Genomic DNA, 17,841 nt, shown 5'->3' with positions numbered 1-17,841 from the left:
TTACAATAAAAGAGAATCGGACTTGCGGTATATTAAGCTGTACCTGGTCCGGTTCCCTTTTTAAATTATATTCTTATCATTTTGGCTGCTTTGGATCGTTTTTTGAGCGCACAATTAAAACATCACATAGAGCAGTTCGTGTTACGTAACTTGTAACGGATCCGATAATCAATCTTTCAACCGCGCTGAGACCGGTTGAGCCGATTACAATGACATCAGTATGGTGATCATGCGGAAATTCACGTGAGATAATCGGTTTGGGATTACCAAACCGAATGTGAATATCAACATCTTTAACACCCGCAGCCAATGCTTTTTGTTTCATTTCTTTGAGCTTATCTTCAGTATTTTCAGTTAGTTTGAAAACCACGTCACCGCTTACAGCACTACCGTATGTTTGATTAAATTGATTAACCTCCAGAATATTTAAAATATCCAGGTGGGCATCATTTGCCAATGCAACGGCAATTGCGCGATTGAGCACTGAACTCGTAACGGCCGAACCGTCTACTGGTACTAGGACATTCTTGTAATTTTGGTCTTCCATGTGATCACCCCGTCATCGATTTGTTCTTACCTTAACTATAACATTCTCAAGCCGGCTTGTAATCAATAATCATTTGGTTGATAGCACGGATTGTCACTTGTGATTGTAATCGCTTACCTGAGGTGCTAACATTATCTTGTGAAAGAAAAAATGAAAAGAGGCTATTCTCGTTATGTATTACTACGTCATGAAGTCCAACGATATTCGTCGCAACTTAGCTACAGAGCAATATTTGATGAATGAAATTAATTTTGATGAACCGTTGTTACTGTTTTATATTGAAGGTCCATGTATTATTGTAGGAAGAAACCAGAATACGCTTGAAGAAATCAACAAGAAGTATGTTGATGAACACGGTATTGTCGTTACCCGTCGACTTTCCGGTGGTGGTGCTGTTTATCAAGACTTGGGAAACCTTTGCTTTAGTTTTGTGGTAGACAGTGACAGCGAAGAATTTGGTGATTTTAAGTCCTTTGTCCAACCGGTTGTTGATGCATTGCATGATATGGGGGCTACTTCTGCGGAAGTCAGCGGTCGAAATGATATTTTGGTCGATGGCAAGAAGTTCTCTGGAAATGCGATGTACACTAAGGGCGGTAAGACATTTTCACACGGTACTTTGATGCTGGACGTTGATTTATCAGTGATTCCTAATGCCTTGACCGTTCCTGAGGATAAAATTAAATCTAAGGGAATTAAATCAGTTCGATCACGGGTAACCAATTTAAAGCCATATTTGGCACCTGAATATCAAAACCTAACGACTCCCGAGTTCCGTGACCGTTTGTTAAAGGAACTCTTCCATGTTGAAGATTTGAATCAAATCAAAGATAAGGAATATCATTTAACTGATGAAGATAAAAAGGGCATTGATAAGATTTTTGATGATGTCTATAATAACTGGAACTGGGTTTATGGTAATTCTCCCGAGTTTACCGTTAAGAAGCGTCAACATTTCACAAATGGTACCATCGACGCTCGTTTCCAAGTTGATGACGGAAAAATTTCAAACGTCACATTTTTTGGCGATTTCTTTGGACCAAGGGATACAAACGAACTTGCCGACAAGCTGAAAGGTGTTCGTTTCGAACGGGCAGATGTTTCAAATGCGCTTAAAGATGTTGACTTGAATCAATACTTCACGGGTATTCCGGAAGAAGATTTCCTGGATATGCTTTTCTAAAGCTTGCAAATACGTTAAACTAACATTGATAGTATAGAAGATAAATTCTACAATACGAGTTTATCTTTTTTTGTTGGAATTATTGGAGGATATAGTTGAAAAACGAAGAGAAAAAAGTCATTTATTGGGCAGTTATTTCATTAGTTTTCTTTTTACTGGTCAATTGGTTAATGACTCTTGATTTTATGCGACTTGATCGACGGGTTTTACTTTCTGAGGCAGTTAGGGTAACGATCATTGCAGGTGTGTTTTATCTTGCAACGATTTTATTAGCTTATTTGAAAGTGAAAATCAGTTACTATTTAATGGCGGTCGTTGTTGCTATTTATACAGTCGGCTTTGTTGGAATGCTGGCAACAATGTTTACGGGGAGCAGCGCTAATATAATTGTTAAATTAGTGATGGCGGCATTGAGTGCATTTGGCATTATCGTGAACTTTTATTGGTTTATATTAGCCTTTAAGCTACGTGCCATTTTCCAACGGGAATCATTGGAAAAACGACTTAATCAGAATAAACAATTAAAGAAATAGGTGAAAGAATTTGAATAGAGATGTAACAAGTTTCATTGCTGATGTGACGGACGAAAAGGTCGAACATAAAACAGTCAATATTAAATTGGCTGATTTGGTGGCAAAACCTGATGAGACAATGGCACCAATTTATGAATTTGTTGAGGAACAATTGAATCTTGGTAAGCTTGGTTATGGTGAGGTTCAGGTTGATGACGCAGACGTGAACATTAGATTGGAAACAAACCTCATTAATTTACCACTGCAAGATATTAAGCGAATTGATAAAATGATTTCTGATGAAGATACATTACCTGTCAACGTTTATTTGGTTATGAGCTCTCCATATGTAAATGTTTCCAGTTTGCGTATCGATGAAGTTGCTTCTGCGGATGAGTTCATCGAAGACATGGATCATTATTTACCAATGATGAATTCGTGGTTGGCTGATCATTTGGCGGCCGTTCAGGAAAATATGAAGACACAAGCCGAAAAAGAAGCAGATGAGAAGAAGGAAAAAGCAAAGAAGCCTGCTGCAAAGGCTAGAAAGACTGCTCAGAAGAAGTAGGTTTGTGTTTGCCGGGTAAATGTGGCATAATGGCATTATGCGATGAGTCGAGAAAGATCACGCAGTTTTATACTGTTCGCGCAAGCGGCTAGGTGATGTTTTTAGATACGGGGCACATTTTAAGCACGGATTTGTGGTGTCTGACTTCAGAGGATTGTGGAGTCCAAGAAGTCTATTCATACTTTGTATGAGTACCGTAAAAAAGGTCAACTGAGAAATCAGTTGGCCTTTTTTGTATCTTAATTAATGTTTAATACTAGTTTTCCAACAACATGTCCAGATTCACTTTCTAGATGCATCTTACGGACGTTTTCAACTGTGAAAGGTAAATTTTCAGCAACCCGGACAACTAGTTTTCCTGATCCGAACATGTCAGCGAGTTTTGCCATTATTTTTTTATCCGGATGGGCATTAATTTTATCAAAATAAACACCATATTGATTGCCTAAAGCTTTTGCCTGATCGGTTGTTTCAACAATTGAAATCAGTCGGCCACCAGGCCTTACAACTTTAAAAGCTGCTTTTTGATTGTCACCACCAAGGGTATCAAAGACTAGGTCAATATTGGACAAACGAGTTGAAAAATCGTCTTTGTTATAATCAATGACTTCATCGGCACCAAGGCTTTTAACATAGTCGGCATTCTTACTGCTTGTTGTTGTCACAACGTGCGCACCGGCGTTTTTGGCTAACTGGATTGCCATTAAGCCGACACCACCGGAACCGGCGAGAATCAGAACTGTTTGATCAGCTTTTAGTTGTCCAGCATCAAAAATGGCCTCCCAAGCTGTTGTCCCAGCTAATCCCAAGCCAGCTGCTTCCTCAAATGACAGGTTTTCAGGCTTATGAGCGGTCTGATCCGCGTTTATTGCGTAGTATTGCGCATAGGTACCACGGTTGCTGGGTGTGCCATAACCGATCACTTCATCATTAACTTTAAACCCGGAGACTTCTTTGCCGACCTTAACGACGGTTCCTGCCATTTCCTGTCCTAAAACAATTGGGAAATCAAAAGGGTAGCGACTTTGACGCAAGCCCATTCTGGTCTTCCAATCGATGGGGTTGACACCAATACTTTGAACTTTTACTAATAAGTCATTATTTTTAATTGACGGTATATCGATTTGTTGCTCAGTTAGTTGATTTTCATCACCATAAGCATTAATTACAATTGCATCCATTTTTTCTGTGTTTGTCATTTTCTCACCTCTCACTTATGGTATCACGAGAAGAAACGCTTAGAAACAGATAGTTATCTGAAAATGGAATGAGTAACTATTAAAATTGTGTACAACTCAATTGACAAAGACTGATATGCGTGTATGATTTATAGTAGTGGAGGTGTTGAAATGAAATTAACAATTACTGATCGTGCATCGGATAAACTTAACAAAAAAGTACCCCATGATAGCCGTTTACTCTTAAGCTTCGATGATGGGGTTGGACCGTTTTCAAAAGTGGGTGTTTGCTCACTGGATACGAGCTTTGATATTATTGCTGTCGATAATGAAGCTAAGACGCCGGATTATGAGGCTGTCTTGCATACTAATCAAGGTGATTGGAGATTTAAGGGTTATTCCAACATTTATTTAGATAATGATATGAAATTAGACGTTAAAAACAATCAACTCGTGTTATCCGGCGAAAGCGGTATTTTAGATGGAAGCGTTGCAATTAAGGATTTAACCAAACAGAACGTCGCATTTAAAAATTAATTAAATAACAAATGAAATGACACGCTTTTGATTATAAAAGGAGTTGGAGCAAAACTTAACCTTGTTCCAACTCCTTTTCGGCCATCATGACGGTTACTAAGAAATAGGTACTTGAAAGTCGTTTTTGGATACTTAAACTGATTACCAGAACATTCCTGGATCCACAATAAACGACTAAGTCACATGGCTTTTGAAATTCAACTGTTATGCGTCCAGCTCGTTTGTCTGCCGGCAATATTGACATTAAGTTTGGTTTAAGCTTCCTCTGCTAAACTAACGTCACTCTATAAGAAATAAGGCAGAGAATGCTTAAACTGGGGGACTTTGCTAAGAATGGTTCAGAATGCAACAAAAAAACAATGGGTTAAGTTTTTCATTAACGAGCTGGTTAGTTTTACGGCTTTGTTTGCCATTTTAGGCGGCATCATCTATTTATCTTTTAAAGATTCAATTGATAAAAATATTAACTCAGGATTGTACGGCCAAAAAACAGAGATTCTGCGAAGTCAGCGGAAATCGTCAACCGGTGGGGATAGTATCCATCCTTATCGAGCACGATCTACGCCTCCACCCACAAATAATGCAACCTTTCGGACAAATGCGCTGATCTTTAGCAGCAGTGGGCGGATTGAGAACGCAGGAATGATTGGACAGGGTGCTTTCAGCGCTTTTCAGGGAATAAAGCTTGTTAAGAAAAATATCAATAAAGTTAAAGGTTTGGTCATTACGACGCAGTTTGGGACCAAACAGTCGAATCATTATTTTATGACATTACTGATAAAAGTACCGCATACGAATACGAACACCACTTATTCGGGGAAATATGTATTGATTCTGCAGAATATCGATGCAGACCTTCTGGCGGTCGAAAGTTTTAAAAGATCATTATTTATCACACTATTGATTTTCTGGGCATTGGCAATTGCGATTGCATATGTTTTATCCAGGCTAAGTATGAGGCCAATCCTGATTTCATGGAAGAAGCAACGTGAATTCAGTGCCGACGCGGCCCATGAGTTGAGAACGCCTATTACTGTTATTCAAAATCAAATGGAATACTTATTGACGAAACCTAAAAAGAGGATTCTGGATGAAGCTTCAAGTATTTCGACTACCTTGGATGAGGTTGGGCAAATGCAGACGTTAATTAAGCGATTGTTGATGCTGTCACGCGGGGATGCCAATATCATTCAAATTCAGCGTCAATCGGTTGATTTAAAGGAATGGTCAAGACGAATTTTTAATATTTATCAACCACTTGCTGAAAGCCGGCACAAAACGTTGAGAAGCGATGTTCTCGTGTCTGGTGAAGTGGTTTTTGATCCTGATCTGATGCGTCAGGCCCTTGTTATTATTTTGGACAACGCACTTAAATATACGCCCGAAGGAGGCGTGATTGAGGTGCTGATTAAAAAGCAGCATGGAAAGTTGATTATCTCTGTAAGTGATACAGGTACGGGCATTAGTGATAAAGATAAGACCCAAATTTTTGAAAGATTTTACCGAGTCGACGAATCGAGAAATAGTAAAACGGGTGGTAATGGTTTAGGGTTGGCAATCGCTAAATTTATTGTGCAGCAGCATCATGGAAAAATTGACGTTCGGGATAATCATCCTCGTGGCACCATTTTTCAAATGATGATTCCAATTTTAAAGTAATTAGGCATGTGTTTTGAAGTAGCACTAGTCGACAATAAAACGAGTGATTAGGATAAAAATTGATTTTATTCCAATCACTCGTTTTATTGTTTTTAGAAATTATGAAAAGCATTTTCAATTCTCTTATATGGCATCAACCAAATCATCATGACCAGGAAGGTTCCTATCATACCAAATTCGTGCCATACAAAAGAAAGCAGGAAGACAATGATGAAGGCACCTAATGTGATGAGGCTTTTAGGTTCGTGTTTTAACGATCCCACTAAAACGTCATTATGTTTATCGGCATGTAGTAATGCAACCCTTAAAAAATTCCATGCCAGGTTAATACAGATAAAAAGTAGTGTATAAAGTTGTGATCCAAAAAGACTGTTTGGATCATCGTTTACGATTGAAGTGGCAAACGGGATAAATGATAAGAAAAATACCAAAAGTGTATTTGCCCAGATAACGTTTCCGTTAATTCTTTTTACCACTTGAAACATGTGATGATGGTTTCCCCATACAATGGCGAGTAGGAAGAACGAAATTGCGTAGGTGAGTAATTCCTGACGCATTTCCCATAGTCCCTCCCACGAGTATCGACGAGGTGTTTGTAATTCCAAGACCAACACCGTCATAATGATTGGAATGATGGCATCTGTAAAAGCTTCCAGGCGGCCTTTCCCCATGAATGATTCCCCCTTAATATATCATTTAATTAGCCCAATAACGTTAGCATAAGTCTTCATATTCAGCATACAATAGATGAGTCCTAAATTGATTTTTGATGCTCAAAAAGTTAAAATGGAATAATAATTCTAATGAATTGTTAATATTATTTGGAGGCTAATTTTATGTCATTAGGTTCAAGAATTTTCCAGCGTGAAAATTTGGATCGTTATCTTGAAACCGATAAAAAGTTTATTAAAACAATGTCGGCACTTGATCTGATTTCATTAGGAATTGGTGCCGTTATCGGTACCGGTATTTTTATTCTTCCGGGAACTGTGGCCGCTACCAAAGCGGGTCCCGGCATTATTCTGTCATTCATTTTTGCCGCAGTTGTTTGTTCAACATCAGCGATGTGTTATGCCGAATTTGCATCGGCACTTCCAGTCGCCGGAAGTGCCTACTCGTACGGTAACCTGGTTTTTGGCGAGATTATCGGTTGGGTTCTTGGCTGGGCCTTGATTTTGGAATATGTACTGGCCGTTGCGGCAGTCTCCAGTGCCTGGGGGGCTTACTTCCAATCATTTTTAAAGGGATTTCACATTAATTTTCCAACAGCCATTTCCGGACCATTTAACCCATCTGCGGGAACATATGGAAATGTTATTGCCATTATTATTGTACTATTGATTTCTTGGATGTTGAGCCACGGTATGAGATCTTCGGTACGGGTAAACAATGTTATCGTATTTGTTAAGATCGGCATTATCTTACTATTTATTGTTGTCGGACTATTCTACGTTAAGCCATCAAATTGGCATCCGTTTTTACCATATGGTTGGAGTAGCAGTAAAGGTGGTGTCTTTGGCGGGGCAGCCGCGGTATTCTTTGCTTATTTGGGTTTTGATGCGGTATCCAGTTCGGCTGCCGAGGTTAAAAATCCCAAGAAGAATATGCCAATCGGTATTATCGGAACTTTAATCGTTGCAACAATTTTATATGTTGGTGTGTCAATTGTGCTGACAGGAATGGTTTCGTATACCAAGTTAAATGTAGCCGATCCGGTTGCCTTTGCACTTCAATTTGTTAATTTGAATTGGGTGGCCGGAATTATTTCAATCGGAGCATTGGCTGGGATGTTTACAATGATGGTGACGATGATTTATAGTTCATCCCGATTGATTTATTCGATTGGCCGTGATGGCTTATTGCCCCAATTTCTGGGCAAGCTTAATAAACATGGAAATCCGGGTAATAGTTTATTAATTGTGACCATTATTATTGCGATTATGGGTGGTTTTATTCCACTTGACCAATTGACCAATTTGGTTAATATCGGAACGTTGATTGCTTTCTTGTTTGTGTCATTTGGTATCATTCCGTTAAGGCGCAACAAAGAAATTCAAAATAATCATGGTTACCAAGTTCCCGGTTATCCTGTATTTCCAATTGTATCGGCACTGCTTTGCCTATATATGCTGACAAAACTTCCGACAGAAACCTGGGTTGCATCGGGAATCTGGTTTGTGATCGGATTAATCTTATACTTCAGCTATGGCATTAGACATAGTAAGATTAATAAGGATCGAGAAGTTTAAGCCTGTGCCATAAAAGTAAAGGAGTCTCTGAGTAGTGAATCAGTCTACTCAGGGACTTTTTTAATATGCTGCCGAGAAGTATTCAAATAAGAGAATGGCAATCGTTATCAAACAAATTGATCCAGATACAAGTAAGTAACGGGTAAAATGCTGAAAATCCAGTTGCCGGAAATGCCAGTGGCTCTCTGCAACAACACCGATAAAAGCACCAAATAACGCAATGAGCAGGCAAAGTAAGAGGTTAATGATCAATTAATTTTCTCCTTTATCTATAAAAGGTGAGCTGGTGATGAAAGATACGCCAAATCAGGATGATACTCAGCCAGACAGCCAAAATAGCTATTGTTGCGATGATAAACAAAGATGTATATGATTGTAATTCAATCACCAAACCGCCAAAAAGTGGTCCCAATGCGCGACCTGCGGAGGACCATGCGTTAATAAGTCCCTGGTACTTTCCTTTTGCCTCAACGGGAGTCAGGGCGTTAACCAAGGCAGGAATAGTCGGGAAAGTAGATGCCTCACCAATTGTTAAAATAATCATTGATATGACAAAGAAGGGATAACTTTTGGCAAAGATGAGCATAACAAATGAAAGGACAATCATTGAAACACCAAAAAGAATCTGAACAATCAGATTTTCGTGATCTCGGGCAAGCCAGTTGATAAAAAGCTGGATGACAACAATCAAACCGGCATTGATTGTCCAAAGAAAAGAGTAGTTTCTAAGCGGAATACCCAAGGTGGTCATGTAGACAGATAAGTTTGAGACCCACTGCTGATACATCGTCCAAATAATCAGTAATGAGATGAAAAAGGTTGTTAAAACAATGGCGTTTGGTCGTGGAAGGGATTGTTTGGACCAGTTTGTTTTTACACCATCTCCAATTTTCTTGCGTTGGACAGAAGCTGCTGGTTTATATTTAGTTGAAACAACAAGTAAAAAGAATAGAAATAAACTTGTTGCAACGACAAAGAGCAACGTGACACTAATGCTGTAAAGGTAGCCAACCAGCGAAGTACCAATAACAACGCCTAGATTTTGGGCAAAATACAGCATGTTAAAGACGTAACGGCTATCGACCGTTTTAATACTGGTTCCAATTGAATTGACGATTGTGAGATTCCATCCAGAAGCCAGACCGTTAAAGAAGAGTAGAAAGCCGAATACGGGCCAGCCATGAAAGAAAATCAGTGCAATAAGCGTCACTGTAGTCGCAATAACGCCGCCAACTATCAGGTGATAAGGATTCTTCCTGTCGTATAGGTAACCGCCTATATAGCTTCCCAAGACGCTTGCCAGCGAGTTGAATAATAGGACAATGCCAACCGTTGTTAACGAAACACCCAAGCGATTATGCAAATAAACACTGGTGAGCGGCCAAATAAAGCTCATTCCGACACTACTTAAAAGTGCACCGGTTACTAGCCATTTAAGGCTGATTGTTTTCATATTTTCACCTCCGTTTAAAAAAAGTTCTACTAACCAGTTTATCAAAAATCCAAGTGGTTAGTTAGTTTAATCATTAAGGTAAGCGTTATCATTTTACAGTGCTGTTTGATGGACTTCCATTTGTAAATAACATAAGATTAAGTTGTAAATGCGTCAGGAGCTGCAGAAATAATTGTTATTTTGTGCAGCTTATCAATGTATGGAATTGGTTTAAGATAACTGGAGGGATTTTAATATGGCTGTAGATGGATCACTTTATCATACTGAAATTGTTAACGAACATGGATTGGTAGGTCAAAGTTATGTTCATGGTAATGAAGGTTTGGCACTGGGTGTCAGCAGTTCATTATTAAACAGTCCGGGAACAAACCCTGAACAATTCATTGGTTTCGCGTTAAGTACCTGTTTTAACGCTACAATTGGTATCGTAGAACGTCAGCACAAACTTGAACCTGATAGTATTATTCATACCGGTGTTGATATTGTGAAGGATACGGTTGGCTATAAGTTTATTGTCCGTTGTCAGATTTTCTTTAACAAATTGGATAATCAACAGGGACAACAGATGGTTGATGAAGCATTAAATCAGTGTCCGGTTGCTAAATTATTAAAGGCAAATGAAAATGTCACTTTTGAAGTTGTTGATAAATTCAGTTTTTAAACTTTAATCGATATTAATGCCAAGATAACATTAAAAGCGGAAACTCAGATTTTTCTGAATTCCCGCTTTTAATGTTATAAGACTAATAGATTAATCATCGTATGATAAGTCGGTTGGGTGTGAAAAGCCCACGACATGCCACCAAGGTGCATAAACCTGTTCCGTCACAACACCACGATTTTGTGAGTCAATCATGCGACCGTTGCCTATATACATGCCAACATGGGAAATACTTGACTTGCTTGAGCCGAAGTATACCAAATCACCTTTTTGAATATTTTTCTTTGAAACCTTTTTTGTACCGTTATATTGTGCTTGTGCAGTTCTTGGTAATGATTTTCCGATAGATTTTTTATAAACATATTTAGTAAACCCTGAGCAATCAAAGTGGGTTGGACCAACGGCACCATAAACATAACTGGTACCCAAATGCTTTTTGGCTTCCTTGTAGACTGTTGAATAATGCGGTTCGTCTGTGCTATCGGCATTTGCTTCTTGTGCAAATGAAAAAGCGGTAACTGCGAAACTGAACAATGCAACGATTAACAAAAATGGTTTTAAAGCTGATTTGATATTTCTATGACTGTGAGACACGACAATAATTCCCTTCTATTTGCAATATTTATGATTTAATCTGAGACAAATGCTTTGTTGGCAGTTACGAAGTTTCCGTTTGTTAATTGAAACCTGTAAGCACCGCTGTTCGAACGAGTAATAGCTTTAACCGGAAGGCTTTTTCCGGAAGCCAGCTTAGTTATTCGACTTTGAAAATTAGCATCTTTATACTCGTAAATGTGACGAGTAGTTGTAATTGTTTGGTCTGCTGGAACCGACGTATAATACGTTGGTTTTGCCGTATCAGCGGATGTTGCTTTAAACCAAGAGTCAACAACTGAAGAATTGATGGCTTTGCTTAAATCGACGTTTCCACTAATGCCGCTGACACGTCCTTTGGATGTATACTGCCAAAGATCGGCGGAAGCGGTTGGCTTCTTAGAATAATTGGCAATCCATGAACCATCGAATTTTGAATAATTAATTTTGTGAACGGCAACATAGTTATCATATGAGTAATAAATTAACGGTTTGTTGGTTAATTTTCTCATTTGGCTTAACCATGCGTTGACGTAGGACTGTTCGGAGCCTTTGCCTTTTCTGTGCTCGTTGTCTAATACATAGAATCTGGCACTGGCATTGGAACGATTATAAAAGTCTTTCGCTTCTTTTTTTGCATCGGCAACGCTGCTGAATTCTGCGTATCCGTACTGACCAAATGGAATGCCGTACTTTTTAGCACCTGAAGCGTTGATGTTACGTTTCGAGTCGATCCGAAAATCGGCATCACCGGTATCACCATGTTGCACCCGGATAATGGCATATTTCAGATCCTTGGATGCCTTGCTCCAATTAATATTTCCCTGATATTGAGAAACATCGGCAATTTTTGTTTTGCTTGCACTTACGGAAGTGCAAATAGTGAAAGCTGCCAGGGCACCCATAAACAGGCCGGCTATTTTTTTAAAATTAAGAGTCATCGAATAGTCCTCCTTTAAAACTACAAGGAATAGTATAAGAGAAGAATGCTACATAACAGTCTCAAGATTGTTTCATAAATATTAAACATCAATTTCACACTTTCTTCACACCTATTGGTTATTGATATAACGCGAACCAATGGCAATGTTCGGAAACTAAAATGAGAAAAAGAAGGTTTCTTTTTCTCGTTAATCACCGGAAAAACAGTAAAAAAGCAATCGAAAACCAAAAAATTAGGCCGAATATTACAAGTTAAGGTGGTTAAGCGTAATATTTGAACCAAATTAATAATTGTTGGTAAAAAAATACTTATTTTTGCGTATATAAAATTTGAGTAGGTTATACTAAGTAGGATTTTGGTTTAAAAAAGGGAAGATAAGTGTATTAAATAAAAAAGTGATATTTGGAGAGATTATAAGTTATGTTAAAGGGAACTCGAAAACATCCTCGCATGAGGTATGACATCATTTCAATCTTACTGCCTATTATTGTAGTGAGTCTTTTATTTACAATCATCAGTATTGCACCCTTTGGATCCAGAAATTTATTGATTAGCGATCTTTCGACACAATACCTACAGTTTTTTGCCGAATTAAGGCGGCAATTAATACATCTTTCATTTTCCAGCTACTCGTTTCTGATCTCGATTGGTGACAGCCTAATACCTGTCTATGCGTATTACTTGTTAAGCCCGCTTAATTTGATTGTGATTTTCTTTGATCCGTCTCAATTACCTATTGCAATTGATTTGATTATTTGGGCAAAGATCATACTTTGCAGCATTTCAATGAGTACCTTTTTGGGCCATAAATATCAACGGTATGATTTTATGGCGATTTGTGGTGGCTTGGCTTATGGGCTATGCGGTTTTGTTTCGATGTATTTCTATGACCTGATGTGGTTGGATTCCCTAATACTTCTGCCAATTATGATTTATGGGCTTGAAAAGCTTTATAAGCAAAACAAGGTCTGGCTTTATGTCTTCGGATTAACTGCAATTATTATGACTAACTACTACATGGGTTATATTATTTGTATATTCAGCATGATTTATTTTGTTTATTTGATGACTAAAAATCAACCAAACAAGATGACATTTACCTTATATTTAAAAAGTCAGGTGAATAAGATTGGACGTTTCCTGTGGTATTCGGTGCTTTCCGGCATGCTGGCTGCGGTAGTTCTGATTCCAACCGCAATTTCAATGATGTCCACTGGGAAAAAGGATATCCATTTCCGGAATTTTATTCTGAAGGGAACATTTGGGCCAAGCTTTACTGTTAATCTAGGATTTGGTGGAAATGATTTTGCAGGTCGGCTGTTTCATAATCCGAGTATGTTTACAGGATCAGTCTTTATTATTCTTGGCATAGTGTACTTTTTCTCTAAAGCGGTTTCCAGTCGGGATAAACAAGCTTCTGCATTTTTACTTGGCAGCATCCTTTTGGGAATGTGGCTGCTTCCGTTAAATACAATTTGGCACCTTTTCCAGCGCCCGGCTGGGTTTCCGTTTCGAATGGTCTTTCTGTTTAGTTTTGCATTGATTATGGTTGCATATGAGGGTTATTTGAAAGGGATTTTTAAGGAAACCAGAGTCGTGGTATTCTCGGCTGTTGCACTCGGCGTGGCGATTTCAGTTGGTTATATCTGGGCAAACATCTTTGGCAAAAGACTAACCCAATTTGAATTTTCAACGCCACAGCTTTCTGTTAATAATTTCATTTATGTATTAGCTATGGGGTTCTTGATTCTAACAGTCGTGGCAATTGTATCGTTAACCAACCGCAAACCTTCAAGCAGGGTTGTTTTATCGGGGATTTTGATTTTTGAATTAATGATGAACTTCTTTGTTGCAACGATGGACGCACCATTCGTCAATCAACAGCAATTTGAAAAGCGGTACCAACAATCCGAGCAGGCAATTCACCATGTTCGTCAGTTGAAATTGACACAAAACAAATTTTATCGGCTGTTGATCATGGATCAGCCGTATCGAAATATTTATCAAGTTCCCTATAGTGGATACAATGATTCGTTACTCTTTGAAAATCATGGCATTAGTTCATATAGTTCGACATTAAATTCCCATACGCATCATGTGTTGGCCAGCCTTGGCTTTTCAAGCCGCAATATTCGACGAATTGATATGCTGGGCGGTTCGGTCATTACCAATCATTTATTTGGCATTAAATATTATTATGTTATTGGAAAGCACTCACAGAAATTACTTGTGAGAAAAAACGCAGCTCAACTTGGATTTATGACGAATAATCAAATTCAACATGTAACATATAAACGTGATCAGATCTTTAACAATCTTAATGCTTTGGTTCAGGCTGAGGCTGGGAACAAGGGTCGATACCTCTACCGGCCGACCATTACTAAATATAAACAGGCAGTCGTACGCAGTAACTACCATTATGAAATGCAGCTCCAAGCCAATACAAGTGGTCCGCACTACATTTATATTCCTAAAGTCAGGTTATACCATGTGGCTATTTGGGTAAATGGTGCCAAGCTTTCCAATACCTATAGTGGGCTTGGGACAGAAATGATTCCGATTGGTTATTTACTAAAGGGTCAAACGGCTACTATTCGGGTTCAATCTACCAAGCCTTTGCCTGTGGTACCGAAAATTGCAATGGGAATTGATTTGAAGGAATTTGAATCAGTTGTCGCACAATCTAAAAATCATCAGTTTGAGTTAAGGGATGCAAGGGACATTAACAAACATGGTGGACATTTTCGGGGGACAGTTCAAGTTTCTAAAAGGGATCGGACATTGCTAATGAGTTTCCCGTATGATAAGGGATGGAAGCTTTCGGTCGATGGGAAACCTCATAAAGTGATTAAAGTTGCAGATGGACTAGTAGGAGCCGAACTGTCACCTGGTAAACACCATTTGGCATTTAACTACCACATCAGAGGATTGGGAGTTGGGATGTTAATTAGTATCTTAGGGATGGCATTATTGGCTATTTCGGAATGGTGGCGGAAAAAGCGGGTAAACTTTGTAAAACATTTACATTAATTCATAAAAAAATTTACATTGTTATTATGCTGAAATATCATTTATAAATATTGATTTGTGGGCTTCAACGATCTTTTTTAAAATGAATTTACACAATTATCGAAAATTATGAAAAAAATTTACGCATAACACTTGCGAAAATTCTTTTCAGATTATATAATAATTCTCGTAAAGGGTAATAAGAAACTAGTATATTAGACGAAAGAGGTACGATTACTTATGCAAATTGGTATGATTGGTCTCGGAAAAATGGGTCTTAATCTTGTTAAGAACATGATCCGTAACGGAAACGAAGTTGTTGCGTTTGATTTAAATGAAGATAACATCAAACTTGCTCAAGAAGCCGGGGCAACACCAGCTTCAAGCAATGAAGATCTTGTCAACAAATTGGATGCACCTCGCACTGTTTGGATTATGGTTCCAGCTGGTAAGCCAACGGATTCAACTGTTCAAGCACTTGTTGGCTTGCTTTCAAAGGGTGACTACTTAATTGATGGTGGTAACTCATTCTATGAAGATTCAATTCGTCATGGGAAAATCGCTGAAGAAAAGGGTGTTAACTTCTTCGACTGCGGTACTTCAGGCGGTAAAAATGGTGCCTTGAACGGTGGTAACTTTATGATTGGTGGTACCAGTGCCGAAGCATTCGAACATTTGAAACCATTATTTGAAGGTATTTCACAAAAAGATGGTTATCTTTACACCGGCAAACCAGGCTCAGGTCACTATTTGAAGATGGTTCATAACGGTATCGAATACGGTATGATGGAAGCTATCGGTGAAGGCTACGATGTTTTGGATCACAGTCCTTATGACTATGATAACGAAGCTGTTGCCAAAGTTTGGGTAAATGGTTCAGTTATTCGTGGCTGGCTCATGGAATTAGCTCAAGAAGCCTTTGCTAAAGATGCTAACCTGGATGAGATCAGCGGTAAAATGTTCTCATCAGGCGAAGGAAAGTGGACTGTTCAAGAAGCCCTCAAGCAAGGTATTCCGGTTCCGGTTATTACTGACTCATTATTTGCACGTAACCGTTCAATGGAACAAGATACCTTTACCGGTAAAGTTGTTTCAGCATTGCGTCACGGATTTGGTGGCCATGCAATGGATATGAAAAAGTAATGATCTAAAATAAAAAATAGATTTTAAGTAGGGCTGAGACAAAAGTAATTTTGTCTTGGCTCTTTTTAATGTCACCACGATTACTATCGAGCAAAAGCTGACTTTTGTCTTAGCTTCATTTTGGGGTCATCAAAAGTGTTAATCCAAAAAGGATTGTATTATATGTTAGCGTTTACACAAAAAAGCCTTTATACTAGCTTTATTATTAGTGTGATTGGAGATACCACAATGCTTGATGCCATATTAAATAAATTAATGAAGACAACGCCGGTTGAAAAAGAACAGTTAAAAAGTTTTGAAGTTCATGATGACATCCCAATCGATGCTTTTGATCCTGCTTTATCAGAGAAAGACCATGCACCGGTTTTGAACGACCATTTTTTCAGGAATAAGCGAATATACGTGAGTAAGCATAATCGTTATGCGCCTTATCCGGAACATTCTCACACATTCTTTGAGATCAATTATATGCTTCGGGGGTCCTGTGATGAGGTTGTGGATGGTGAGAAGGTTCATCTGGATACCGGGGATATTCTTTTAATGGATATTGGCAGTCGCCATTCGATCGGGTACCTTGGGACAAATGATTTGCTTATTAATATTCTTTTTCGTGATCGGGATATTAACTTGGAATTATTGAATGGATTAAGAAGTAGTCAAAGTGTTTTTTATGAATTTCTATTGGATCGGAAGCTTGGTGGAAGAGGGGATATTCATCACTTGTTGTTTTCTCATGCCCAAGTTGATGAAGTTCAGGATACGTTAGATCGAATTATTGATGAGTACTATCTCCAAAGACAGTTCGCAGATACGATGATTAGTGGCTATATGTCAATACTAATTGCCCAATTAGTCCGAAATTACCATGTTAAGGTTAAAAAGCCGGCTTCAAAATCACAGCAACTAGTTTTGGAAATTTTGCAAGATATTGATAGTGATTTTCAAACGGTATCCCTTGAAAAATTGGCCGTTAAATATAAATATAATCGTAATTATCTTAGCAACGTATTCAAACGAGAAACCGGAACGACCTTTTCAGAAACTCTGAATAAGCAGCGAATGTTAAATGCTCATATACTCCTGACTTCGACCGCATTGCCGGTTTCCGAAGTGATGAAACGGGTTGGAATTCGCAACAAAGCCTTTTTTTACAGGAAATACATGGGCTATTATCAGAAAACGCCTGGAAGTAATCGATGAAGATTTATGTCCAACTAATCAAGCAGCAGTTTAATGGTCAAGTATTGAGACCTGTAAACTGCTGTTTTTGTGTATTAACTAATTATTTAAAAGTAATATGTCAGTGATGAAAATGAGGCGATATTTATGTTAAACAAATTTTTGGCTATTTAGAAGAATGCCATGCTTGACAGTTGATATAACAATGTTTTACTTAGTACGAGAAAACTAAAGTAAAACATTAAAGTAATAATCCACTTTTTACTAAAATTGAATATATTTGTGAAATCAAGCTCATATTTACTTACCAATAGTATCAAATCTACATATTTTATTTTGACAGTCTTAAAATACGATTTAATTGTAACCCCTGGCACGGTAGGCGTTCCTTATGGATATGTAAAGGAGAGGCAAAATGTTGGAAAC

17 protein-coding genes are annotated in these 17,841 nt (G+C 38.3%); 10 read left to right on the top strand and 7 right to left on the bottom strand.

The window, feature by feature from the left end; genetic code table 11:
• Window positions 1-76: 76 nt before the first annotated feature.
• Window positions 77-547 (bottom strand): universal stress protein, encoded by a 471-nt coding sequence (locus GQR93_RS12940; protein WP_003553186.1) that lies wholly within the window; start codon window positions 545-547, stop codon window positions 77-79.
• A gap of 172 nt (window positions 548-719) precedes the next feature.
• Between GQR93_RS12940 and GQR93_RS12935 the strand changes: the two genes are divergently transcribed.
• The 3 genes from GQR93_RS12935 (at window position 720) to GQR93_RS12925 (ending at window position 2,810) form a co-directional block, all read left to right on the top strand.
• Window positions 720-1,730: a lipoate--protein ligase gene (locus tag GQR93_RS12935; RefSeq protein ID WP_035444639.1), complete on the top strand. Its 1,011-nt coding sequence runs from the start codon at window positions 720-722 to the stop codon at window positions 1,728-1,730.
• 95 nt (window positions 1,731-1,825) lie between these two features.
• Entirely contained in the window at window positions 1,826-2,263 is a 438-nt protein-coding gene (locus GQR93_RS12930) for a hypothetical protein (protein ID WP_003553190.1), read from the top strand.
• A gap of 10 nt (window positions 2,264-2,273) precedes the next feature.
• Window positions 2,274-2,810, top strand: coding sequence for a hypothetical protein (locus GQR93_RS12925; protein WP_159298805.1), 537 nt, complete (start codon window positions 2,274-2,276; stop codon window positions 2,808-2,810).
• A 239-nt stretch (window positions 2,811-3,049) separates the two neighbouring features.
• Here the strand turns inward: GQR93_RS12925 and GQR93_RS12920 are convergent, their stop codons facing one another.
• On the bottom strand, window positions 3,050-4,024 hold the full coding sequence (locus GQR93_RS12920; RefSeq protein WP_003553194.1) for an NADP-dependent oxidoreductase: 975 nt from the start codon (window positions 4,022-4,024) through the stop codon (window positions 3,050-3,052).
• A gap of 135 nt (window positions 4,025-4,159) precedes the next feature.
• Between GQR93_RS12920 and GQR93_RS12915 the strand changes: the two genes are divergently transcribed.
• Window positions 4,160-4,525 carry an iron-sulfur cluster biosynthesis family protein gene (locus GQR93_RS12915; protein WP_223801544.1) on the top strand — a complete coding sequence of 122 codons (366 nt, stop codon included), beginning with the start codon at window positions 4,160-4,162 and terminating at the stop codon, window positions 4,523-4,525.
• Between the two features lie 333 nt (window positions 4,526-4,858).
• Entirely contained in the window at window positions 4,859-6,184 is a 1,326-nt protein-coding gene (locus GQR93_RS12910; RefSeq protein ID WP_003553199.1) for a sensor histidine kinase, read from the top strand.
• Between the two features lie 92 nt (window positions 6,185-6,276).
• Here the strand turns inward: GQR93_RS12910 and GQR93_RS12905 are convergent, their stop codons facing one another.
• On the bottom strand, window positions 6,277-6,855 hold the full coding sequence (locus tag GQR93_RS12905) for a TMEM175 family protein (protein ID WP_003553201.1): 579 nt from the start codon (window positions 6,853-6,855) through the stop codon (window positions 6,277-6,279).
• Window positions 6,856-7,020: 165 nt separating this feature from the next.
• Here GQR93_RS12905 and GQR93_RS12900 point away from each other — a divergent pair, with 165 nt between their 5' ends.
• Entirely contained in the window at window positions 7,021-8,433 is a 1,413-nt protein-coding gene (locus tag GQR93_RS12900; RefSeq protein ID WP_003553203.1) for an APC family permease, read from the top strand.
• Between the two features lie 60 nt (window positions 8,434-8,493).
• Here GQR93_RS12900 and GQR93_RS12895 read toward each other — a convergent pair whose 3' ends face one another.
• Window positions 8,494-8,685: a hypothetical protein gene (locus GQR93_RS12895; RefSeq protein WP_003553204.1), complete on the bottom strand. Its 192-nt coding sequence runs from the start codon at window positions 8,683-8,685 to the stop codon at window positions 8,494-8,496.
• 13 nt (window positions 8,686-8,698) lie between these two features.
• A complete protein-coding gene (locus GQR93_RS12890; RefSeq protein WP_035444640.1) occupies window positions 8,699-9,886 on the bottom strand; it encodes an MDR family MFS transporter in 1,188 nt (395 codons plus the stop codon).
• A 235-nt stretch (window positions 9,887-10,121) separates the two neighbouring features.
• On the opposite strand from GQR93_RS12890, the gene GQR93_RS12885 reads away from it, so the two are divergent.
• Complete coding sequence (locus tag GQR93_RS12885; protein ID WP_003553207.1) at window positions 10,122-10,547, top strand: OsmC family protein; 426 nt, start codon at window positions 10,122-10,124, stop codon at window positions 10,545-10,547.
• 90 nt (window positions 10,548-10,637) lie between these two features.
• Here GQR93_RS12885 and GQR93_RS12880 read toward each other — a convergent pair whose 3' ends face one another.
• Together GQR93_RS12880 and GQR93_RS12875 are read right to left on the bottom strand one after the other, a co-directional pair.
• Window positions 10,638-11,141 (bottom strand): C40 family peptidase, encoded by a 504-nt coding sequence (locus GQR93_RS12880; protein WP_003553208.1) that lies wholly within the window; start codon window positions 11,139-11,141, stop codon window positions 10,638-10,640.
• 35 nt (window positions 11,142-11,176) lie between these two features.
• A complete protein-coding gene (locus GQR93_RS12875) occupies window positions 11,177-12,082 on the bottom strand; it encodes a GH25 family lysozyme (RefSeq protein WP_003553209.1) in 906 nt (301 codons plus the stop codon).
• A gap of 422 nt (window positions 12,083-12,504) precedes the next feature.
• Here GQR93_RS12875 and GQR93_RS12870 point away from each other — a divergent pair, with 422 nt between their 5' ends.
• The 3 genes from GQR93_RS12870 to GQR93_RS12860 all read left to right on the top strand — a co-directional run bounded on the left by GQR93_RS12870 (window position 12,505) and on the right by GQR93_RS12860 (window position 17,436).
• The gene (locus GQR93_RS12870) at window positions 12,505-15,114 is read left to right on the top strand and encodes a YfhO family protein (protein ID WP_035444641.1); all 2,610 of its coding nucleotides are present in this window, start codon (window positions 12,505-12,507) and stop codon (window positions 15,112-15,114) included.
• A gap of 219 nt (window positions 15,115-15,333) precedes the next feature.
• A complete protein-coding gene (gnd, locus tag GQR93_RS12865; RefSeq protein WP_003553213.1) occupies window positions 15,334-16,236 on the top strand; it encodes a phosphogluconate dehydrogenase (NAD(+)-dependent, decarboxylating) in 903 nt (300 codons plus the stop codon).
• Between the two features lie 228 nt (window positions 16,237-16,464).
• On the top strand, window positions 16,465-17,436 hold the full coding sequence (locus GQR93_RS12860; RefSeq protein ID WP_035444694.1) for an AraC family transcriptional regulator: 972 nt from the start codon (window positions 16,465-16,467) through the stop codon (window positions 17,434-17,436).
• Window positions 17,437-17,841 lie beyond the last annotated feature (405 nt).

It is taken from the genome of Lentilactobacillus hilgardii (assembly GCF_009832765.1).
Lineage (GTDB): Bacteria > Bacillota > Bacilli > Lactobacillales > Lactobacillaceae > Lentilactobacillus > Lentilactobacillus hilgardii.
The sequence above is the reverse complement of the archived record's forward strand: the minus strand, read 5'-3'. Positions and strand labels throughout refer to the sequence as shown.

Excerpts from the sequence above, each read along its gene's own strand:
- GQR93_RS12940 (WP_003553186.1), bottom strand. The coding sequence starts at position 547 with ATGGAAGACCAAAATTACAAGAATGTCCTAGTACCAGTAGACGGTTCG.
- GQR93_RS12935 (WP_035444639.1), top strand. The coding sequence starts at position 720 with ATGTATTACTACGTCATGAAGTCCAACGATATTCGTCGCAACTTAGCT.
- GQR93_RS12915 (WP_223801544.1), top strand. The coding sequence starts at position 4,160 with ATGAAATTAACAATTACTGATCGTGCATCGGATAAACTTAACAAAAAA.
- GQR93_RS12910 (WP_003553199.1), top strand. The coding sequence starts at position 4,859 with ATGGTTCAGAATGCAACAAAAAAACAATGGGTTAAGTTTTTCATTAAC.
- GQR93_RS12905 (WP_003553201.1), bottom strand. The coding sequence starts at position 6,855 with ATGGGGAAAGGCCGCCTGGAAGCTTTTACAGATGCCATCATTCCAATC.
- GQR93_RS12900 (WP_003553203.1), top strand. The coding sequence starts at position 7,021 with ATGTCATTAGGTTCAAGAATTTTCCAGCGTGAAAATTTGGATCGTTAT.
- GQR93_RS12890 (WP_035444640.1), bottom strand. The coding sequence starts at position 9,886 with ATGAAAACAATCAGCCTTAAATGGCTAGTAACCGGTGCACTTTTAAGT.
- GQR93_RS12885 (WP_003553207.1), top strand. The coding sequence starts at position 10,122 with ATGGCTGTAGATGGATCACTTTATCATACTGAAATTGTTAACGAACAT.
- GQR93_RS12875 (WP_003553209.1), bottom strand. The coding sequence starts at position 12,082 with ATGACTCTTAATTTTAAAAAAATAGCCGGCCTGTTTATGGGTGCCCTG.
- GQR93_RS12870 (WP_035444641.1), top strand. The coding sequence starts at position 12,505 with ATGTTAAAGGGAACTCGAAAACATCCTCGCATGAGGTATGACATCATT.
- gnd (WP_003553213.1), top strand. The coding sequence starts at position 15,334 with ATGCAAATTGGTATGATTGGTCTCGGAAAAATGGGTCTTAATCTTGTT.
- GQR93_RS12860 (WP_035444694.1), top strand. The coding sequence starts at position 16,465 with ATGCTTGATGCCATATTAAATAAATTAATGAAGACAACGCCGGTTGAA.